Source organism: Streptomyces sp. NRRL S-378, assembly GCF_000720645.1.
Taxonomy (GTDB): Bacteria; Actinomycetota; Actinomycetes; order Streptomycetales; family Streptomycetaceae; genus Streptomyces.
Window position 1 is genome coordinate 76,024 of record NZ_JOBX01000038.1, and the last position, 17,958, is coordinate 93,981.

At 74.0% G+C, this 17,958-nt stretch carries 16 protein-coding genes; 8 read left to right on the forward strand and 8 right to left on the reverse strand.

Annotation, left to right across the window (positions count from 1 at the left end):
• Positions 1 to 226: 226 nt before the first annotated feature.
• Both IH80_RS0124805 and IH80_RS0124810 read right to left on the reverse strand, forming a co-directional pair.
• A complete protein-coding gene (locus tag IH80_RS0124805; protein WP_030963407.1) occupies positions 227 to 709 on the reverse strand; it encodes a DUF402 domain-containing protein in 483 nt (160 codons plus the stop codon).
• Complete coding sequence (locus IH80_RS0124810; RefSeq protein ID WP_030963408.1) at positions 694 to 1,647, reverse strand: GNAT family N-acetyltransferase; 954 nt, start codon at positions 1,645 to 1,647, stop codon at positions 694 to 696. The genes IH80_RS0124805 and IH80_RS0124810 overlap by 16 nt, the downstream gene beginning before the upstream one ends.
• A gap of 71 nt (positions 1,648 to 1,718) precedes the next feature.
• On the opposite strand from IH80_RS0124810, the gene IH80_RS0124815 reads away from it, so the two are divergent.
• The gene (locus IH80_RS0124815; RefSeq protein WP_234432377.1) at positions 1,719 to 2,108 is read left to right on the forward strand and encodes a GntR family transcriptional regulator; all 390 of its coding nucleotides are present in this window, start codon (positions 1,719 to 1,721) and stop codon (positions 2,106 to 2,108) included.
• 133 nt (positions 2,109 to 2,241) lie between these two features.
• Here IH80_RS0124815 and IH80_RS0124820 read toward each other — a convergent pair whose 3' ends face one another.
• Positions 2,242 to 3,336 (reverse strand): DUF5925 domain-containing protein, encoded by a 1,095-nt coding sequence (locus tag IH80_RS0124820; protein WP_030963411.1) that lies wholly within the window; start codon positions 3,334 to 3,336, stop codon positions 2,242 to 2,244.
• A gap of 205 nt (positions 3,337 to 3,541) precedes the next feature.
• Here IH80_RS0124820 and IH80_RS0124825 point away from each other — a divergent pair, with 205 nt between their 5' ends.
• Entirely contained in the window at positions 3,542 to 4,345 is an 804-nt protein-coding gene (locus IH80_RS0124825; protein WP_030963412.1) for an SGNH/GDSL hydrolase family protein, read from the forward strand.
• Here IH80_RS0124825 and IH80_RS0124830 read toward each other — a convergent pair.
• On the reverse strand, positions 4,315 to 6,087 hold the full coding sequence (locus IH80_RS0124830; RefSeq protein WP_063757334.1) for a serine/threonine-protein kinase: 1,773 nt from the start codon (positions 6,085 to 6,087) through the stop codon (positions 4,315 to 4,317). The two genes, IH80_RS0124825 and IH80_RS0124830, sit on opposite strands and share 31 nt — an antisense overlap.
• Positions 6,088 to 6,377: 290 nt before the next feature.
• On the opposite strand from IH80_RS0124830, the gene IH80_RS0124835 reads away from it, so the two are divergent.
• Entirely contained in the window at positions 6,378 to 6,647 is a 270-nt protein-coding gene (locus IH80_RS0124835; RefSeq protein WP_183069355.1) for a hypothetical protein, read from the forward strand.
• A gap of 54 nt (positions 6,648 to 6,701) precedes the next feature.
• On the opposite strand, the gene IH80_RS0124840 is transcribed toward IH80_RS0124835, so the two are convergent.
• Both IH80_RS0124840 and IH80_RS0124845 read right to left on the reverse strand, forming a co-directional pair.
• Positions 6,702 to 7,898: a CaiB/BaiF CoA transferase family protein gene (locus IH80_RS0124840; protein ID WP_030963416.1), complete on the reverse strand. Its 1,197-nt coding sequence runs from the start codon at positions 7,896 to 7,898 to the stop codon at positions 6,702 to 6,704.
• A gap of 477 nt (positions 7,899 to 8,375) precedes the next feature.
• A complete protein-coding gene (locus IH80_RS0124845; RefSeq protein ID WP_158943599.1) occupies positions 8,376 to 9,500 on the reverse strand; it encodes a type ISP restriction/modification enzyme in 1,125 nt (374 codons plus the stop codon).
• 153 nt (positions 9,501 to 9,653) lie between these two features.
• On the opposite strand from IH80_RS0124845, the gene IH80_RS45415 reads away from it, so the two are divergent.
• On the forward strand, positions 9,654 to 9,815 hold the full coding sequence (locus IH80_RS45415) for a hypothetical protein (RefSeq protein WP_199819306.1): 162 nt from the start codon (positions 9,654 to 9,656) through the stop codon (positions 9,813 to 9,815).
• Between the two features lie 93 nt (positions 9,816 to 9,908).
• Here the strand turns inward: IH80_RS45415 and IH80_RS0124855 are convergent, their stop codons facing one another.
• Both IH80_RS0124855 and hmgA read right to left on the reverse strand, forming a co-directional pair.
• Positions 9,909 to 10,658 (reverse strand): GntR family transcriptional regulator, encoded by a 750-nt coding sequence (locus tag IH80_RS0124855; protein WP_030963418.1) that lies wholly within the window; start codon positions 10,656 to 10,658, stop codon positions 9,909 to 9,911.
• A 181-nt stretch (positions 10,659 to 10,839) separates the two neighbouring features.
• Positions 10,840 to 12,168, reverse strand: a complete 1,329-nt coding sequence (gene hmgA, locus IH80_RS0124860; protein WP_030963420.1) for a homogentisate 1,2-dioxygenase — start codon at positions 12,166 to 12,168, stop codon at positions 10,840 to 10,842.
• 217 nt (positions 12,169 to 12,385) lie between these two features.
• Here hmgA and IH80_RS0124865 point away from each other — a divergent pair, with 217 nt between their 5' ends.
• From IH80_RS0124865 to IH80_RS0124880, 4 genes are all read left to right on the forward strand, one after another.
• Complete coding sequence (locus tag IH80_RS0124865) at positions 12,386 to 14,506, forward strand: right-handed parallel beta-helix repeat-containing protein (protein ID WP_030963422.1); 2,121 nt, start codon at positions 12,386 to 12,388, stop codon at positions 14,504 to 14,506.
• A 296-nt stretch (positions 14,507 to 14,802) separates the two neighbouring features.
• Positions 14,803 to 15,642 (forward strand): hypothetical protein, encoded by an 840-nt coding sequence (locus IH80_RS0124870; protein WP_030963423.1) that lies wholly within the window; start codon positions 14,803 to 14,805, stop codon positions 15,640 to 15,642.
• A gap of 271 nt (positions 15,643 to 15,913) precedes the next feature.
• Positions 15,914 to 17,218, forward strand: a complete 1,305-nt coding sequence (locus IH80_RS0124875; protein WP_030963424.1) for a hypothetical protein — start codon at positions 15,914 to 15,916, stop codon at positions 17,216 to 17,218.
• A 42-nt stretch (positions 17,219 to 17,260) separates the two neighbouring features.
• A complete protein-coding gene (locus IH80_RS0124880; protein ID WP_030963425.1) occupies positions 17,261 to 17,881 on the forward strand; it encodes a TetR/AcrR family transcriptional regulator in 621 nt (206 codons plus the stop codon).
• Positions 17,882 to 17,958 lie beyond the last annotated feature (77 nt).

Below are 17,958 nucleotides of genomic sequence, written 5' to 3' on the forward strand. Positions count from 1 at the left end.
GATCTCCTTCGGGCAAAGGCAGGGGCGCGCCGGCGGAATCGGGCTCGGCGGCGCCGCCCCCCGGCGGCGCCACGACCGGCCCTTCCTGTCCTGGCCCCGCCAAGCTAGCCCCCGGACCACGCCTTTTCGCCGCTCGGACCAGCCAGGAGAGGATCCTTAGGGTCCGCTTAAGGCTGGCACAAGCACCGCCTCAGGTACCGGCTCCGGCCCGTGCGGAACCGGTGCTTCAGAGGAGGAGCGCGGCCAGGCCGGGCCGGGAGCGGGCCTGGTCGTCCAGGGCGTCCAGGGCGCGGACCGCCTGGGCCGCCGCCTCCGGGTCGCTCGCCGCCAGCCCGCTCCCGGCGAACTCGTCCTCGTCCAGCCGCAGCACCGACGTCCCGTCCGCCGAGACCCACAGGTCGAGGTCCAGGTCCTCCACCAGGATCTCCCCGCTCCGGACCAGGGCCGGGCGCGTCACGTCGCAGTACCAGCCCTTCAGGACGCCGTCGCCCGTCCACACCTCCTTGACCGCGTACCACCGCGTCCGCCAGAAGTGCTCGACGAACACGTCGCCCGGCTCGAAGCGGACGAAGCCGAAGTCCCGTACGCCCTCCGCGGCCCAGGGGGCCCGAACGGAGATGCGGTCGCCGTCATCGGCGACCTGAGTCGCCGGATAGCGGATCTTGGTCCGGCCCGCCTTGGTCAGGACCACGGTCAGTTGCTCGGCCACTGGGTCCCCAGCCTCCTCGTGAAGTGCGTCTCGGTCGCGCAGATCTCGTACCCGAACCACCTGTTGATGGCGAGCATCGGGTCGTTGCCGCTGTCGTTGCCGGTGAACGCCTCGGTGTACCCGGCCGCGCGGGCCCGGTGCAGGGAGGCGTTCTTGGCGAGTTTGGCCAGGCCGCGCCCCCGGAAGGCGCGCAGCGTGCCGGTCATCGCCGAGCCGTAGCGGGTGGCGCCGTCGGTCCGGACGGCGCTGAAGGCCACCGCCCGCCCGTCGACGAGGGCGACGATCGTCAGCTCCTTGTCGAGGGAGGGGTTGTGCCAGGTGTGGTTCAGCCAGTCCTGGTAGTCGTCGAGGTCGGCGCCCACGTCACTCGGTTCGTCTGCCGTCGCCTCGGCGTCGATCGCGAAGAGGGGACGAGGATCCGCGGCGAAGGCTTCGGCGGGCAGCAGCTCCACCCCGGCGGGGAGGGCCTCGGGGAGGGCGGGCAGCTCGGCGGCCGTCAGGTCCAGGCGCAGGAAGTGCCCGGAGCGGCCGGGGCGGTAGCCGTGCCGCTCGGCGAAGGCGCGGTGGGCGGGCTCGTCGAGGACCCAGGCGTACGCATCCACCGCACCCCGGGCGGCGAGGTGCTCCTCGGCCGTGCGGAGCAGCAGCCGGCCGGCGCCGAGGCCGCGGCGGGCGGGGTCGACGTACGCGTTGACGTAGCCCTGGCCGGGCCGCGGGCTGTCGTGAGCGATACCGGCCTGGGCGGTGCCGAGGACCTCGCCGTCCGGGGTCTCGGCGACGAGGACGCGGTGGTGCTTCGCGGGATGGGCGGAGGAGAGTTCGAAGGTCACGTCCCCGGCGCGGGTGATCAGGAACGGCAGGGCGGCGCGGCGTACCCGGACCACCGACTCCACGTCCTGGAGGTCGTCCGGACGGAGATCGCGGATCAGAACGGTCATGCGCCAGACGCTACGTGCGCGCTCGCGCCCGGCGCCTCCCAATTAACCGCCGATGGTGGACAATCAGCCGCGTGAGCTCGACGAACCTGAAGATCGCCATTGACGGCTCGGCCGGGTCGGCCGCCCCGTACGAACAGTTGCGCGCGCAGATCGCCGCCCGGGCCCGGTCCGGGGAGCTGCCGGCCGGCTTCAAGCTGCCGACGGTACGGGGGCTGGCGGAGGACCTGGGGCTGGCCGCCAACACCGTTGCCAAGGCCTACCGGGCGCTGGAGGCGGACGGGGTGATCGAGACGCGGGGCCGCCACGGGACCTTCGTCGCGGCGGCGGGGGAGGGCGCGGCGCGCGAGGCCGCGTCGGCCGCGCAGGCCTACGCCGAGCGGGCGCACCGGCTGGGGCTGACGGAGGCCGAGGCGGTCGCCGCCGCGACCGAGGCCCTCAGGGCCCGGTACGCCGCCACGTAGCCGCGGCCCGGCCGCCGGAGTCTCCGCGCCCGCCGCCGAGGCGTAGCCGCGGCCCGTCCGCCGGGGGCCGCTCCGCCCCCGGACCCCCGCGCCCCGAACGCCGGCGGCCCGGCCTTCGCCCGGCCGCCGGAGGCTAGAGGTAGAGGCCCGCCTCCGAGTGGGGCTGCGGGGGCAGGACGGCCGCCGGGCCCGTGCCGCGGCGGAGGGCGAAGAGTTCCGCCAGGGTGGCGCCCTCGCGGGGGACGCCCTCCTCGGTGCCCAGCCAGTCCACCGCCTCACGGTGGGTCAGCCGGCCGACCTCGATACGGGCCAGGCAGCGCCCGGGGCGGACCACCGCGGGGTGGAGCCGTTCCAGGTCCTCGTTGGTCGTCACGCCGACCAGGACGTTGCGGCCCTGTCCCAGCAGACCGTCCGTCAGGTTCAGCAGCCGCGACAGCGCCTGGCCGGCCGTGTGCCGGGCCTCGCCGCGGATCAGTTCGTCGCAGTCCTCCAGCAGCAGGAGCCGCCAGCGGCCCTTCGCCGTGCCCTCGTCCTCGCCGATCGCGATGTCCATCAGGTAGCCGACGTCGTTGAACAGCCGCTCCGGGTCCAGGACGCAGTCCACCTGGCACCAGTCCCGCCACGACCGGGCCAGGGTGCGCAGGGCCGAGGTCTTGCCGGTGCCCGGCGGGCCGTGCAGCAGGAGCAGCCGGCCCGCGATGTCGTCCGGTGTCACCTTCATCAGCCGGTCCATCGCCCCGGCGACCGGCGCGGTGTAGTTGGGCCGCACCTCCGCCCACGTCCCGGCCGCGATCTGGCGGGTCGTCCGGTACGGGCCGCGGCGCGGGGAGACGTACCAGAAGCCCATCGTGACGTTCTCCGGCTGCGGTTCCGGCTCGTCCTGCACCCCCTCGGTGGCCTCGCCGAGCACACTGGAGGCGAGTTCGTCGCTGACCGCCGTCACGGTGACGTCCGCGCCCCGGCTCCACCGGGAGACGAGCATGGTCCAGCCCTCGCCCTCGGCGAGGGTGGCGCTGCGGTCGCTGTCGCGCGCCGAGCGCAACACCGTGGCCTCCGGCGGCAGGAGGGTCGCCTCCGCCTTGACCCGCTCGATCGACACGCTGTGCGAGTAGGGCTGCTCGCCCGAGGCGAACCGGCCGAGGAACAGCGCGTCGACGACGTCCGACGGCGAGTCGCTGTCGTCGACGTTGAGCCGGATCGGCAGCGCGTCTTGCGGGTTGGCTGGCATGGCGCCCATGATCCGGCACGAGGTGCCGTCGTGCACCCGTGTTTCGCCGGATCGGGTGCCAAGTTCCCCCTTCAAACGCAGGGCGGGTGAAGATTCGGGCCTCGACTCTGCTCCGAACATTCTTGGCATGGACACTTCCGGCAATCCTCGGCTGCTTGTACCACGGACTCAGGAGTAACCCCCACAAGGAGCCGCATACATGAGCATGAAAGTGTCGCGCTTCGCTGCCCTGACCTCCTCCCTCCTCCTCGCTGCCGGCGCCGCACTGTTCGGCGCCGGCCAGGCTGCCGCCGCCCAGGCGGACTTCGGCTACGTCGCCCTCGGCGACTCGTACTCCTCCGGCCTCGGCGCCGGCAACTACGACGGTGCGAGCGGCAACTGCAAGCGCACCACCCGCGCCTACCCCGCCCTCTGGGCCGCGGCCCACTCCCCGCAGACCTTCGCCTTCACCGCCTGCTCCGGTGCCCGCACGGGTGATGTGCTCTCGGGCCAGCTCGGCCCCCTCAACTCCGGGACCGACCTGGTCAGCATCACCATCGGCGGCAACGACGCCGGATTCTCCGACGTCATGACGACCTGTGTGCTCCAGTCCGAGTCCACCTGCGTCAACCGCGTCAACCAGGCCAAGGCCTACGTGGACTCCACCCTCCCCGCCCAGCTCGACCAGGTCTACAACGCCATCGACAGCCGGGCACCCGGCGCCCGCGTCGTCGTCCTCGGCTATCCCCGCTTCTACAAGCTGAACGGCACCTGTACCGCCGGCCTGACCGAGGGCGAGCGCGCCGCCATCAACGGCGCCGCCGACCACCTCAACGCCGCCATCGCCAAGCGTGCCGCGAACCACGGCTTCACCTTCGCCTCGGTCGCCGGCACCTTCACGGGCCACGAGATCTGCTCCGGCAGCCCGTGGCTGCACAGCGTCAACTGGCTGAACATCGCCGAGTCCTACCACCCGACCGCCGCCGGACAGTCCGGCGGCTACCTGCCCGTCCTCACCAACGCGGCCTGATCCGCACCGCCCGACTCCCCGGCCTCCGCAGTCGCCGCGGGACTCGCCGTCGGCGACGCCGGGGACGGGCTCGTGCCGGGGGAGGTGGCCCCGCCGGTCGGGGTCGCCTCCTCGCACGTCACGGAGGTCGCCACCCACTCGGTGGCGACCTCCGCCGGTCCCCGCACCTCCAGCCGGACCGCGTCCTCGAAGAGCACACCCGGCACGTGCGTCAGCTCCTCGTGCTCCAGCCGCCGGCTCCTGGGCCCGGCGGCCTCGTACGTGACGGACTGCCAGCCGGGCCCGGAGGTCCGCCCGCTCCGCGTGGCCCAGCGGTACTCCAGCACCACCGGGACCCGCTCCACCTCGACGGTCGCGCTGAAGGCGGGCGCGTGCCCGGCGGGCGGCGGACAGCTCCCGGTGTACGCGGTGCGCACCGCGTCGACGTACACCGAGACGTGCTGCCCCGCGGAGGGCGAGGCCGAGGGCGACGCGGGCGCGGACGCCGGAGCGGTGTCCGCGGGGGCCGTGGTGGCGGCCGGAGCGGTGGTCGCGGGTTTCGCGGGCGCGCCCCGGTTCCCTGCGCGGCCGTCCTCGTCCCCGAGGTCCTTGAGCAGGACCCAGCCCAACGCGGCCAGGGCGAGCAGCAGCAGGACGATCCCCGCGACGAGCACGGGCCCGGCCGCGCCCCGGCCCTCCCCGGTTCCGGCCGCGGCGGCCGTCCCGTTCGCCGTCCCGTTCGTCGTTCCGTTCGCCGTTCGGTTCGCCGTCCCGATCGAGGCCGCAGACATGGGTACGGGCGGCTGTCCGAGTGCGGGAGTCCGCGGCGCCGACGGTCCGTACGGCCCCGCTCCGCCCCGCGGTGCGTGCCCGTGGCGGGCCGTGGACAGCGGCGCGTCCGGTCCCGACACCGGCCCGCCGGAGGCCCGTACGGCCCCGCCCGCGCCCACCACCCGGAGCATCGGGGCCGTCTCCGCCGCGTCCAGCCGCTCGGCGGGGTCCTTGCGGAGAAGCCCCGCCAGTACGGGCTCCAGGGGCCCGGCCCGGCGAGCCGGGGGAGGGTCCTCGTCCACCACGGCCCGCAGCGTGTCCATCGCGGTGGCCCGGCGGAACGGCGAGACCCCCTCGACGCAGGCGTAGAGCATGACCCCGAGCGACCACAGGTCCGACCCGGGGCCGGGGTCGCGCCCCAACGCCCTCTCCGGCGCGAGGAATTCGGGAGAGCCGACCACCTCGCCGGTCATGGTGATGGCCGAGGAGCCCTCCAGGCTCGCGATCCCGAAGTCGCTGAGCACCACCCGGCCGTCGCTGGCGATCAGTACGTTGGCCGGCTTCACGTCCCGGTGCAGCACCCCCGAGTCGTGCGCGGCGCGCAGCGCCGCCAGGACCTGTTCGCCGATGTGTGCGGCGCGCTGCGGGGTCATCGGCCCCTCCGCCTCCAGCACGTCGGCCAGCGAGAGCCCGCGCACCAGCTCCATCACGATCCAGGGCCGGCCGTCCTCGGACGCCACGTCGTAGACCGTGACCACCCCGCGGTGCGAGACCCTGGCGGCGGCCCAGGCCTCCCGCTCCAGCCTCCGGTACATGCGCTCCAGTTCGGAGGTGTCCAGCCCGGCCGGGGCGCGTACCTCCTTGACGGCGACATCGCGGGCCAGCACTTCGTCGCGGGCCCGCCACACCACACCCATGCCGCCGCGGCCGATCTGCTCCAGCAGCCGGTAGCGGCCCGAGACGACACGATCGGAGTTGGATTCCTCACTCACGCGAGCCCCCCGAATGCTTCTGTGCGCCCATGCGTCATCGACCGGTCACTCCAAGTTAGCGCAGTGTGCGCCAAGTGACCCCAGTCGTGACGAGACTCGCGCAGAGGTCTTCCGGAGCGTGATTTCCGTGCTGCCTTCTGTGCGGAGAGTAACGGGTGACTCCGCTGAGTAACCGTCAACTCCCCCTCGCCGCAGGGGTAATTCACACCACCGGGATACCCGCGCGCAACGCGGGGGCGATAGGGTTAACCTGCCCGGGCCGGGTGCCCTCGTACGGGTGGGGAGAGATCATGGAACAGATAGCAATGCGCAGCAGGCCGCCTCGCGTGCCTGCCATCACCTGCGGCAGCAGTGCGACCAGCTCGCGCCTCGACCGCCACCTCGCCGTGCTGGGCGGGCCTGCCGTCCCGCACCGGGAGGCCGCGGAGGCGACGCTGCTGATGCGCGAGCTCACCTCCCGCGACCATACGCACCGTCTGCGGAGCCGGAGCGCGCGCGTCTCGCTCTTCGCGCCGCTGCGCCGTCTGCGTCGCTCGCTCTTCGGCAGCCGCCGTTCGTAACAGACCCCGCACCCGCGGCCGTTCGCCCTTCCGGCGGCGTCCGGCCACCCGGCCCTACGCGATCACACCGTCCCGGCGCAGTTCCGAGATCTGTGCGCCCGCCATCCCCAGGGCGCGCAAGAGGTCGTCGGTGTGCTCACCCAGCGCGGGCACCGCACCCATGTGCGGTGCCGCGCCGCCCGGCAGCCCGATCGGCGGCAGCAGGGCCCGCAGCGGACCCACCGGCGATCCCACCTCCCGCCACCGGTCCCGAGCCGCGAGCTGCGGGTGCCCGGCCAGTTGGGCCACCGAGTTCAGCCGCGCGCAGGCGATGCCCGCCGCCTCCAGTCGCCCGATCGCCTCGTCCGCACCCAGCCGGCCCAGAGCCTCCGCCACGACCGCGTCGGTCTTCTCCCGGTTCCCGGTACGCGCCGTGTTCGTCGCGTACGCCGGGTCGTCGGCCAACTCCGGCCGCTCCAGTACTTGTTGGGCGAGACGCCGCCACTCCCGGTCGTTCTGCACCGACAGCAGCACCCGGTCCCCGTCCGCCGTCGGGTAGGCGTCGTAGGGGGCGATCACCGCGTGCGCGAGCCCGGTGCGCACCGGCTGCTCCCCGCCGTGCATGGTGTGGTGCAGCGGGTGCCCCATCCATTCGGCGAGCGCGTCCAGCATGGACACCTCCACCCGGCCACCGCGCCCGGTGACCCCGCGGCGCAGCAGCGCTGCCAGCACTCCGGAGAAGGCGTACATGGCCGCCGCGATGTCGGCCGCCGGGATGCCCGCCTTGACGGGCTGCTCCGGGGTGCCGGTCACCGACACCAGGCCCGCCTCGCACTGCACGAGCATGTCGTAGGCGCGCTTGTGGGCGTACGGGCCCTGCGCGCCGTAGCCGGACACGTCCACGGCGACCAGCCGCGGGTAGCGGGCGCACAGCGCGGCCGAGTCGAGCCCGAGGCGGGCGGCGGCCCCCTGGGCGAGGTTCTGCACGAAGACGTCCGCGTCGGCCAGCAGGCCGTGCAGCACCTCACGGCCGCGCGGGTCCTTCAGGTCGAGCGCGATCGACTCCTTGCCCCGGTTGGCCCACACGAAGTGCGAGGCGAGTCCGTGTGCGGCGGTGTCGTAGCCGCGGGCGAAGTCGCCGCCGTCGGGACGCTCCACCTTGATCACCCTGGCGCCGAGGTCGGCGAGCTGGCGGGTGGCGAAGGGGGCCGATACGGCCTGTTCGACGGCGACGACGGTGATGCCGGCCAGGGGCAGCGGTTCGGCGGTCATGGGGCTGGTCATGCGCCCTGCCTACCTGTTCGGGGGGGTGTCTGTCACCACTCCCGGGTGATCCGGCCGATGTTGCCGGCCGCGATCCACCCGTCCCCGAGGGCCCCTAGCCGCGGGCGTCGCCGCGCGCGAAGCGGCGGGGGCCGGTGGTGCGAACACCACGAGGAGCAGCAGCGACCACAGCAGCGCCCCGGCCGCCGGGTGCGCGGCGGGCCAGGCGGCGCCCGCGCCGGCCTGCGCCCCCGCGTTCCCGTCCCGGTGCGGTGCGGCGCTGTGCTGTGCGGTGGCCTGGGGCGTCGGTGCGACCCGCGGGCCGGTGCGGTAGGCCGCCGGCCAAGAGGGCCCCGGCTCGCGGCACGGTGCTTGGCCGCGTGGTCGGCGGGCGCGTCCGGCGCGGTCCCGGCCCGGCGCTGTCCGGGGTGGGTGCCGATCGGACGCCGTCCCGGCGCGACCTGCCCGGTCATGGCCGACGGCCGGTTACAGCAGGGCGAACTGGCCGCCCGGCCCCTCCTCCTGGTGGTCCAGTACCGAGGCCGGCCGGCGGCTCCAGGGCGGCGGTGGCAGTACCCCCGCCGCCCGCAGCTCCGCGGCCGGCAGGCTCGGGCCGGGGTCGAACGCGGCCCGCTCCGGCGCCAGTTCGGCCAGCAGCGCCAGCGTCGTCACCAGCGCGAGCAGCTCCGACGTCCAGCTCTGCGGCCACTCTGCGGGGCCCAGCGCCGCCAGGCCGTCGGCCTCCGGCCCGCGGTGCGCCGTGCGCGCGGCGAACCAGCTCTGCAGTACGCGCACGCCCTGCGCCTCGTACTCCCACGCCCCGGCCGGTACGGGCGATACCGTCCCGCTCCCCAGCGCCAGCGTCTCGCTCTCCGCGTCGTACGAGAGCCCGTGCGGCCATCCCCCGACCGCGGAGCGGACGTACGGGCGGCGCCCACCGGGCAGCCGGGGCGCCCCGCCGCCGCGCGCCCCGCGCAGCTGCACGGTGAGCAGCCGGTGGCCGAGTTCCAGCCCGGCCCGCCAGCGTTCCGGGTCCGCGGCGAGCGGCACCTCGTACCCCCGCGGACCGGGCCGGCCGGCGGCCAGGATCCAGCACAGGACGTCCTCGGGGGTCACCCAGCCGCCGTGGCGCTCGCCCAGCAGCGACAGCAGGCCGGGGGCGAGGTTCGGCTCGGCGCCGCCCGGGCGCCGGTGCAGGGGGCGGATCCGGCCGAGCCGGCCCGCCGGCAGGTGCGCGGTGACCAGCGGCTCCGGTGTCTCGACGAGGAACAGCTGGTGCTCGTCGAGGACCCGCCAGAGCTCCGGGCGGGCGGTGTCGATGAGCCGCTGGTCCGGCAGGAGCCACTGCTCGTCGAAGGGCTCGCGCAGCACCCGAACGGGTTCGGGGCACGGGCCGGGAGCATCGGCGAAACGGGCCGTCGCGGCCGAGCGCTGCCCCGGCAGGGCGGCCGCCGAGGCGGTGGGGGTGCGGCTGCGGCTCGGGCGGAACAGCCGGTCCCGTTCGGCCCCTTCGGCGCCCGCCAGGGCGGCCCAGCGGGTGCGCAGGGCCGCCGGATCGGGCGCGGCCACCCAGTCCCGGCCCAGGCGCAGGCCGCCGACGGCCCAGGGCATCAGATCGTCCAGCAGCGGGTCCGGGTCCGGCTGCGGTGTGTCAGCGCTCACGCCGCCGATGGTAGCGACGGGCTCCGATGGCCGGGCTGCGTCCAGGCCGAAGAGCTACGCTCCTTATGTATGCATACGTGCGGTATCGACCGAGGAGCGGTCATGAGCCAGTACGACGAATACTCGACTCCGTCCCAGGCCGAGGGGGAACGCCTCGACGAGGACATGGACGAGGCCCAGCGCAAGGAGCGTCACCCCCAGACGATGCGGACCACGCCGTCCCAGGCGGAGGGCGAGCGCACCGCCGACGACGACAAGAAGTGACGCCGCCTGCGGCGGTGTCGCCGTCGGCCGGTCGGTCCGTCCGCCGGTCCGTCCGCCGGTCCGTCCGTCCGCCGGTCGGTCCGCCGGTCCTGGTCAGTGGGCGTCGACCGTCACCGTGAAGGAGAACCGGTCGCCCCGGTAGCGGATCCGCGCGACGTCCACCACCCGGCCGTCCTCGTCGTAGGTCACGCCCGTGTAGTGCAGGATCGGGCTGAGCAGCGGGACCTGGAGCAGCTCGGCGGTCTCCGGGTCCGCGAGCCGCGCCTCCACGGTGTCCGTGATCCGGCTGATGCGCACCCCCACGACGTCCCGCAGCACCTTCGTCATCGGCCAGCGCTCCAGATCGGCGACGTCGACGGCCTCGGCGAACTCCGGCAGGACCGCGTTCTCCGCCCAGTTCGTCGGCTCGCCGCTCTCGCGGTCGCGCCGCAGGCGCCGGTAGGTGACCACCTCGGGCGTGTCCGGGAAGTGGTCCAGCAGCTCCCCGGCCACGGGCGTGCGCGCGTGACCGAGGACGGTGGTGCTGTCGCCCGACTGCTGGGCCACGATCGCGTCGACCGAACCCAGCAGCCGGACCGGGGTGCTGCGCAGCGCACCCGGCTCGATGAAGGTGCCGCGCCGCCGGTGCCGGCTGATCAGCCCCTCGCCCTCCAGCTCCTTGAGCGCCTGCCGCATGGTCAGCACGCTCACCCCGTAGTGCTCGGCGAGCTGCTCCTCGGTGGGCAGCCGCAGCGACGCGTCCGGGGTGCGTCCCAGTATCGAGGCGCGGAGCGACTGCGAGACCTGGTACCAGAGCGGCAGCTTCCGGTTCAGGACCAGCGAGTCGGGGGCGAAGGCGGTCACGGGTGGATCTCCGAACGGCTGACGGGTGACGGGTGACGGTGCTGACGGCTGACGGCTGACGGCTGACGGCTGACGGCTGACGGCTGACGGTGACGGCTTGCGGCTCCTCGCCGCTCGCGGCGGCTGACGGTGCTGACCTGCATGCGCCCGGAGCGGGCGCATGCAGGGTATGCAGTGCGGGTCAGGCGCGGAAGTGGCGCTGCAGACCCTGCCACACGTCGTCGTAACCCCGCTGGAGGTGATCCGCGCCGGCCGCCTGCGCGGTGGCGGTGATCGGCCAGCGGGTCTCGAACATGAAGGCCAGGCCGTCGTCGATCTTCTGCGGCTTCAGGTCGGCCGCGCTGGCCTTGTCGAAGGTCTCGTGGTCGGGGCCGTGCGCGGACATCATGTTGTGGAGCGAGCCGCCGCCGGGGACGAAGCCCTCCGCCTTGGCGTCGTAGGCTCCCTCGATCAGGCCCATGTACTCGCTCATCACGTTGCGGTGGAAGTACGGCGGGCGGAAGGTGTCCTCGCCGACCAGCCAGCGGGGCGCGAAGACCACGAAGTCCACGCCCGCCAGGCCCGGGGTGTCCGAGGGCGAGGTCAGGACGGTGAAGATCGACGGGTCCGGGTGGTCGTAGCTGATCGTGCCCAGGACGTTGAAACGGCGCAGGTCGTAGACGTACGGGACGTGCGTGCCGTACCAGGCGACCACGTCGAGCGGGGAGTGGCCGTAGGTGGCCGACCAGAGGTTGCCGCAGAACTTGTTGATCACCTCGATGGGGCGCTCGACGTCCTCGTACGCGGCCACCGGGGCCCGGAAGTCCCGCGCGGCGGCGAGGCCGTTGGCGCCGATCGGGCCGAGGTCCGGCAGGACGAAGGGCTGGCCGTAGTTCTCGCAGACGTAGCCGCGGGCGTCGGCGTCCAGCAGCTCGACGCGGAAGCGGACGCCGCGCGGGATGAGGGCCACGTCGCCCGGACGGGCGGCGAGCAAGCCCAGCTCGGTGCGCAGGAGCAGGCCGCCGCGCTCGGGGACGATCAGCAGCTCGCCGTCGGAGTCGCTGAACACCCGGTCCGTCATGGACGCGTTGGCGGCGTAGAGGTGGACGGCCATGCCGGTGCGCTGGGTCGCGTCGCCGTTGCCGCCGAGGGTCCACAGGCCGGCCAGGAAGTCGGTGCCGGGGGCCGGGTCGGGCAGCGGGTTCCAGCGCAGCCGGTTCGGGTCCGCGGGTGCCTCGGTGAAGGGGGCGGTGCGCAGGGCCCCGTTGTCGATCCGGGTGAAGGGCGGGTGCGCGGCCGAGGGGCGGATCCGGTAGAGCCAGGAGCGGCGGTTGTGGCTGCGGGGCTCGGTGAAGGCGCTGCCGCTGAGCTGCTCGGCGTAGAGGCCGAGGGGAGCGCGCTGGGGCGAGTTCCGGCCGAGCGGCAGTGCGCCGGGGACGGCCTCGGAGCTGTGTTCGTTGCCGAAGCCGGTGAGGTACTCCAGTGCCTCCGCCGTCTTCCGGGCCTGCTCGCTGCCGGCCTGCTCGCTCATGTGCTGCTCCCACTCCGTCGAAGGAATCCTATGGTCGACAGTAGGATTCCGCGGCCCGTGCGTCAACGGCGTCCTGGCGGCGTCCGTCGTGCGTCCGGGGGCGGGGCGGGAGGAAACGGCAGGATCCGGGAGGAAGGCGCGCGGGGCGGCCGGGCGGGGCCGCGGATTCGCTCCCGGGGGGATCACAAAAGATGAACATTGCTCTACTCTCACGCGCATGTCGTGGACCCGCAGGTTCCCTGCCCTGCCGGCGGCGCTCCTCGCCGCCCTTCTCGCGCTCCTGTCCCTCTTCGCCGCCGCGCCCGCCGCCCGCGCGCACGAAGAGCGCCCGGTCACCTTCCCGGACGGCTCCGGCTCCGTCCCGGAGTACCGCAAGGCCGACCCCGACCTCATCGTCTGCAAGGCGGACCGGCCTGCCTTCGAACGCCGGATATCCGCCTTCCCCGAGGAGCTCAGGCAGCGCAACCTCGCCCTGTACGAGCGGTGCGAGGCGAGCGGCTACCGGCACCTCCAGGAAGCCGTCGACGCCGTGGACCGGCCCGGGATGAACATCGCGATCCTGCCCGGCCTCTACGAGGAGGAGCCGTCGCTGCCCAAGCCGACGGGGGAGTGCGCCGCGCTCAAGGCGCCCGACTCCGCACTCGGCTACCAGATCCTGTCCTACGAGCAGCAGGTGCGGTGCCGGCACAACCAGAACCTCGTCGCCATCCTCGGCAAGAAGAACCTGCAGATCGAGGGCACCGGTGCGTCACGGCTCGACGTGGTGATCGACGCCAAGTACCAGAAGCTGAACGCCATCCGCGCCGACAAGTCCGACGGCGTCTACTTCCGCAACTTCACCGCCCAGCGCACCACCTTCAACTCGCTGTACGTGCTCGCCGCCGACGGCTTCGTCATCGACGACGTGCTGACCCGCTGGAACGACGAGTACGGCTTCCTGACCTTCGCCAGCGACCACGGGCTCTACAAGAACTGCGAGTCCTACGGCAACGGCGACTCCGGTATCTACCCCGGCAGCGCCTCCAACATCAACGACGGCCGCGGCTACGAGGTCCCCCGGTACTCCATCGAGATCACCGGCTGCCGCAGCCACCACAACATGGTCGGCTACTCCGGCACCGCGGGCGACTCGGTGTGGGTGCACGACAACGAGTTCGACCACAACATGGGCGGCGCCTCGATGGACAGCGCCTTCCCCGGCCACCCCGGACTCCCGCAGAACCACGCCAAGTTCGAGCGGAACCTGATCCACGACAACAACCAGGACTACTACCGCCACGTCGCCGACGGAACCTGCGCCAAACCGCCGGTCGAGCGCGGCTACGAACGCGGCGTCGTCTGCCCCCAGATCTCCATGCCGCCGGGCACCGGCATCATCACCGCGGGCGGCAACTGGAACCTGTACGAGGGCAACTGGGTGTACGGGCACCAGCGCGCGGGCTTCTTCCTCAGCGCCGTCCCCGCCTTCATCCGCGGCGAGGAGGCATGGTCGAAGCAGACCGACACCTCCCACCACAACCGCTACGCCGGCAACGTCCTCGGCAAGGACAAGGCCGGCGCCTCCCGCCCCAACGGCATGGACGTCTGGTGGGACGGCCAGGGCAGCGGCAACTGCTGGCAGGACGGCCCCGACGGCTCCAGCCCCGGCACGGTCCCGCGGTGCGGCGAGCGACGGGGCGACGTCTCCGGTGCCTCGGCCCGCCTGGTCGGAGAGCCGGTCAAGCTGGTCCAGCTCCTCGTCTGCGCGGACTACAACGTCCAGGCGCGCAAACTCCCGGCGGGCTGCGACTGGTACGGCGCGCGCGGACTGCAACGGGTGGAGACCCAGCTCGCCCTGGCCGTGGCCGCAGTGCTGCTGCTGGTCGGCGGTGTGCTCTGGTGGCGCCGCCTGCGCGGCTCCCGCCTGGGCACGGCAGCCTCACTGCTGGGCCTGGCAGGCCTGGCCCTCGACGTGGCCGGCTCCACCATGGCACTGAACGCCACCTTCGTCCCGGCCCTCGCCCTCCTCCTGCTCGGCCTGTGGTGGACGGGAGCAGGCCTGGCGTTGCGCCCCAGCCGCCCCTGGCTGGCACGCTTGACCCTGCTGCTGGCCGGGCTCACCCTGCTGGACGCCTTCGACAAGGCGGTCCTGATGATCCCGTGGACCCCGCTGAGCCCCGCCTGGGTGCGGGCCCTGGTTGCCGTGGTCTGGGTCCTGTGGGCGGTCGTCGCCTCCGCCCGGCCGGGCACGGCCCCGGCCCGCCCCGCCGCCCCGGCCGACGACGACCCCGAGGCCACCCGGCCGGCCCCGGCACCGGCCCCCGCCCCCGCCCCCGGGGCAGGGGGAGGCCCGGCATGAGCAGCCTTTCCAAGGACCGACCCGACACCCGGATCCTGCCCGACGCCCTGCCCGAGGACCGGATCCGTTGCGACGCCCTGCCCTACGACCGACCCGACGACCGGGACCGGTGCGACGCCCGGCTCGGCGCCCAGCCCTACGCCGTGCCCGACGCCGAGCCCTGCGCCCTGCCCGAGGACCGGATCCGTTGCGACGCCCTGCCCGCCGCCCGGCCCTACGCCCGGATCCGGTGCGACGCCTGCGGTACGCCGCCCACCGCGGCCCGCGGGCACCGCCGGACCACCCGCACAGCAGCCCTGCTCGCCCTCGCCCTGCTCCTCGCGGGCGGCGCGGCGACGGGCTGCGGCGGGCGGGCCACCACCCACCACAAGCCCGGCACCAGCCACGAGCAGGCCTCCGGCAGCGTCGGCACGCTGCTCACCACGGGCGACGCGGCCGGCCACAAGCTCCGCGAGGTACCGTCCCAGGGCGCCCCCGAGGTCCAACTGGCCCTCCGCCCGGACTCCGAGGACGGCTGGAACCTCCAGCTGAACGTGAAGAACTTCCGCTTCACACCCGACAGCACCGGCGGCGCCGCCCTCCCGGGCGCCGGCCACGCCCACCTGGAACTCGACGGACGCAAGATCGCCAGACTGTACGGCCCCTGGTTCCACCTGCCGGCGGCGCAGGTCCCGGAAGGCGCGCACACCCTGACCGTCCGCCTCTACGCGGACGACCACACCGCCTGGGCGGCCTCCGGCAAACCCGTCGAGGGAACGGCGCAGCTCACCGCCCCTGCTCCGGGTGCGTCCGGCGGCCACGGCCACGGCCACGGCGACGCCCCGTCGCGGCCGGCACAGTCACCGCAGCCGCCGACGCCGGGCCAGGCGCAGGCGGACCGCACGGTCACCATCACCGTCCGGGACGGCAAGGTGAGCCCCGCCCCGGCCCGCACCGAGCTGCGGCGCGGGGAACGCGTCGCCCTGCGCGTCACCAGCGACCGCGCGGACACCCTGCACGTCCACGGCTACGACAAGGAACTCGCCCTGCCGTCAGGACAGGAGGCCACCCTGGTCCTGACGGCCGACCGTACGGGCCTCTTCGAGGTCGAGACCCACGAGTCCCGCCTCGTCCTGACCCAACTCCTCGTCCGATGACCGCCCGCAACCCCACGCCCACCCCCCACACCCCGCCCCGGCCGCCGGCGCCGACGGCCGGACCCGGTGCCGGGCCCGGACCCCGTGCCGGTACTGGTCCCGGTGTGGTCGGGGGCCGGCCCGAGTCCAGTCGCGGTGGCGGCAGCGGTGGCAGTGGCGTGACCGGGACCGGGACCGGGACCGGGACCGGGGCGCGAGGCCGGGCCGTCCGTGGCGTGGGGCGCCCGGAGGCGCGGTGGTGAGCCCGAGCCCCCTCGGTCACGGCCGGGGCGTGGTCGTTCACCCGGCCGAACCGTTGACCTCCCTCGCGCACGGAATCGGGTCCCAGCACGATCTGCCGATCTCTCCCTTCTACGCATTCGCCGGAGCCTTCGCCGCGTTGTTCGTCTCCTTCCTCGCACTCGGCCTGCTCTGGTCCACCTCCCGCTTCCGCGGAGAGCGCTCGGGCCTCGCCCTGCCCGCCGCCCTCCAGCGGGTGGCCGACGCGCCGGCCACCCGAACCACCCTGCGCGGGCTGGGCCTCGCCACCGCGCTCCTCGTCCTGCTCCACCTCCTCCTCGGTCCCGACGACCCCGCGCACAACCCCGCTCCCGGCGCCGTCTACGTCCTCCTCTGGGTCGGACTCGTGCCCGCCTCCCTCCTCCTCGGCCCCGTCTGGCGCCTGCTCAACCCGCTGCGCACCCTGCACCGCCTGCTGTCCCGGTCCCTGCGCCGTCCCCGTACGGGCGACCACCCCCTCCCCGCCCGGCTGGGGCTGTGGCCCGCCGCCGCCGGACTGCTCGGCTTCACATGGCTCGAACTCGTATCCCCCGACCCCGCATCGACCACCACCCTGCTGCTCGCCCTCGCCGCCTACGCCACCGCCCAACTGCTGCTCGCCGCCCGCTACGGCGAGAGCTGGTTCGCGGACGGGGACGCCTTCGAGGCGTACTCCGCCCTGCTCGCCCGCCTCTCCCCCCTCGGCCGCCGCAGCGACGGCCGTCTGGTCCTGCGCAATCCCTTCCACGGACTCGACGCGACACCCGAGCGGCCCGGTCTCGTCGCCACCGTCTGCGTCCTCCTCGGTTCCACCGCCTACGACGGCTTCTCCGACAACCCCTCGTGGATCAACACCCTTCAGACCTCCCCCCTCGGCCGCACCCCCACGGCCACGCTCGGACTGCTCGGCTCCGTAGCCCTCGTCGCCACCCTCTACTGCCTGTGCGCCGCGGCCACCCGCCTCGTCAGCGGCCCGCACCCCGGCCCGCTCACCGCCTTCGCGCACTCACTCGTCCCCATCGCCCTCGGCTATCTGATCGCCCACTACTTCTCCCTCCTGGTAGTCGAAGGACCACGCACAGTAAGCATGGCACTCCGCACTGACAACGCCCCCGAACCCGCTCCACCACTGGGTCCCGGCGGCCTCGCGGCCCTCCAGGTCATCGCCGTCGTCACCGGCCACGTCCTCGGCGTCGTCGCCGCCCACGACCGGTCCGTACGCCTCTTCCCGCCCGCGAAGGCGGTGGCCGGGCAGCTGCCGCTGCTCACCCTGATGATCATTTACACGATCGGGGGCCTCAGCCTCCTGCTGAACTGAGAACCGAGGCCCCCGCCGGACCCGGAAACGAGGAGCGGCATGATGGACCCCGTGCCTCCCGCCCACTCCCTGCGCCGTACGCCGATCCAGCAGCGCAGCGCCGACCGGCTCGCCCGGATCCTCGACGCCTGTGCCGAACTGCTCGACGAGACCGGGTACGAGAACCTCACCACCCGCGCCGTCGCCCTGCGCGCCGGCGTGCCGATCGGCTCCGTCTACCGCTTCTTCGGCAACAAGCGGGCCATGGCGATCGCCCTCGCGCACCGCAACCTGGACCAGTACGTCGACGGCATAGCCGACCGCCTCGCCGACCTGCCCGCCACCCACTGGCGACCGGTGGTGGACGCCGTGCTGGACGAGTACCTGGCGATGAAGCGCGGCGTGCCGGGCTTCGCCCTCGTCGGCTTCGGCGTGCCCGCGCCGCCGGCCGGCGACCCCGAGGGCGATCCCAACCACCAGGTCGCCGCCCGCCTGACCGAACTCCTCTCCACCCACCTCGGACTGACCCCCGACGCCACCCTGGAGCGGGCGGTCCTCGTCGCCGTCGAGGCCACCGACGCGCTGATCCAGCTGGCCTTCCGGACCGACCCGGCCGGGGACCCCGGCATCGTCGCCGAAACCCGCGCGATGATGCACGCCTACCTGGCCCGCGTACTGGACTGAGCCCCCCCCGCGGCCCTAGCTGCCCCGGCCGAGCCGGCGGTCGCCCGCCCCTCCGGCGCCCCCCGTCCCTCCGGCGC

Bases quoted from the DNA above. Each gene is read 5' to 3' on its own strand.
- IH80_RS0124835 (WP_183069355.1), top strand. From the start codon at position 6,378: ATGGAACAGATAGCAATGCGCAGCAGGCCGCCTCGCGTGCCTGCCATC.
- hmgA (WP_030963420.1), bottom strand. From the start codon at position 12,168: ATGAGCGAGCAGGCCGGCAGCGAGCAGGCCCGGAAGACGGCGGAGGCA.
- IH80_RS0124845 (WP_158943599.1), bottom strand. From the start codon at position 9,500: ATGCCCTGGGCCGTCGGCGGCCTGCGCCTGGGCCGGGACTGGGTGGCC.
- IH80_RS0124820 (WP_030963411.1), bottom strand. From the start codon at position 3,336: ATGCCAGCCAACCCGCAAGACGCGCTGCCGATCCGGCTCAACGTCGAC.
- IH80_RS45415 (WP_199819306.1), top strand. From the start codon at position 9,654: ATGAGCCAGTACGACGAATACTCGACTCCGTCCCAGGCCGAGGGGGAA.
- IH80_RS0124880 (WP_030963425.1), top strand. From the start codon at position 17,261: ATGGACCCCGTGCCTCCCGCCCACTCCCTGCGCCGTACGCCGATCCAG.
- IH80_RS0124840 (WP_030963416.1), bottom strand. From the start codon at position 7,898: ATGACCGCCGAACCGCTGCCCCTGGCCGGCATCACCGTCGTCGCCGTC.
- IH80_RS0124865 (WP_030963422.1), top strand. From the start codon at position 12,386: ATGTCGTGGACCCGCAGGTTCCCTGCCCTGCCGGCGGCGCTCCTCGCC.
- IH80_RS0124825 (WP_030963412.1), top strand. From the start codon at position 3,542: ATGAAAGTGTCGCGCTTCGCTGCCCTGACCTCCTCCCTCCTCCTCGCT.
- IH80_RS0124810 (WP_030963408.1), bottom strand. From the start codon at position 1,647: ATGACCGTTCTGATCCGCGATCTCCGTCCGGACGACCTCCAGGACGTG.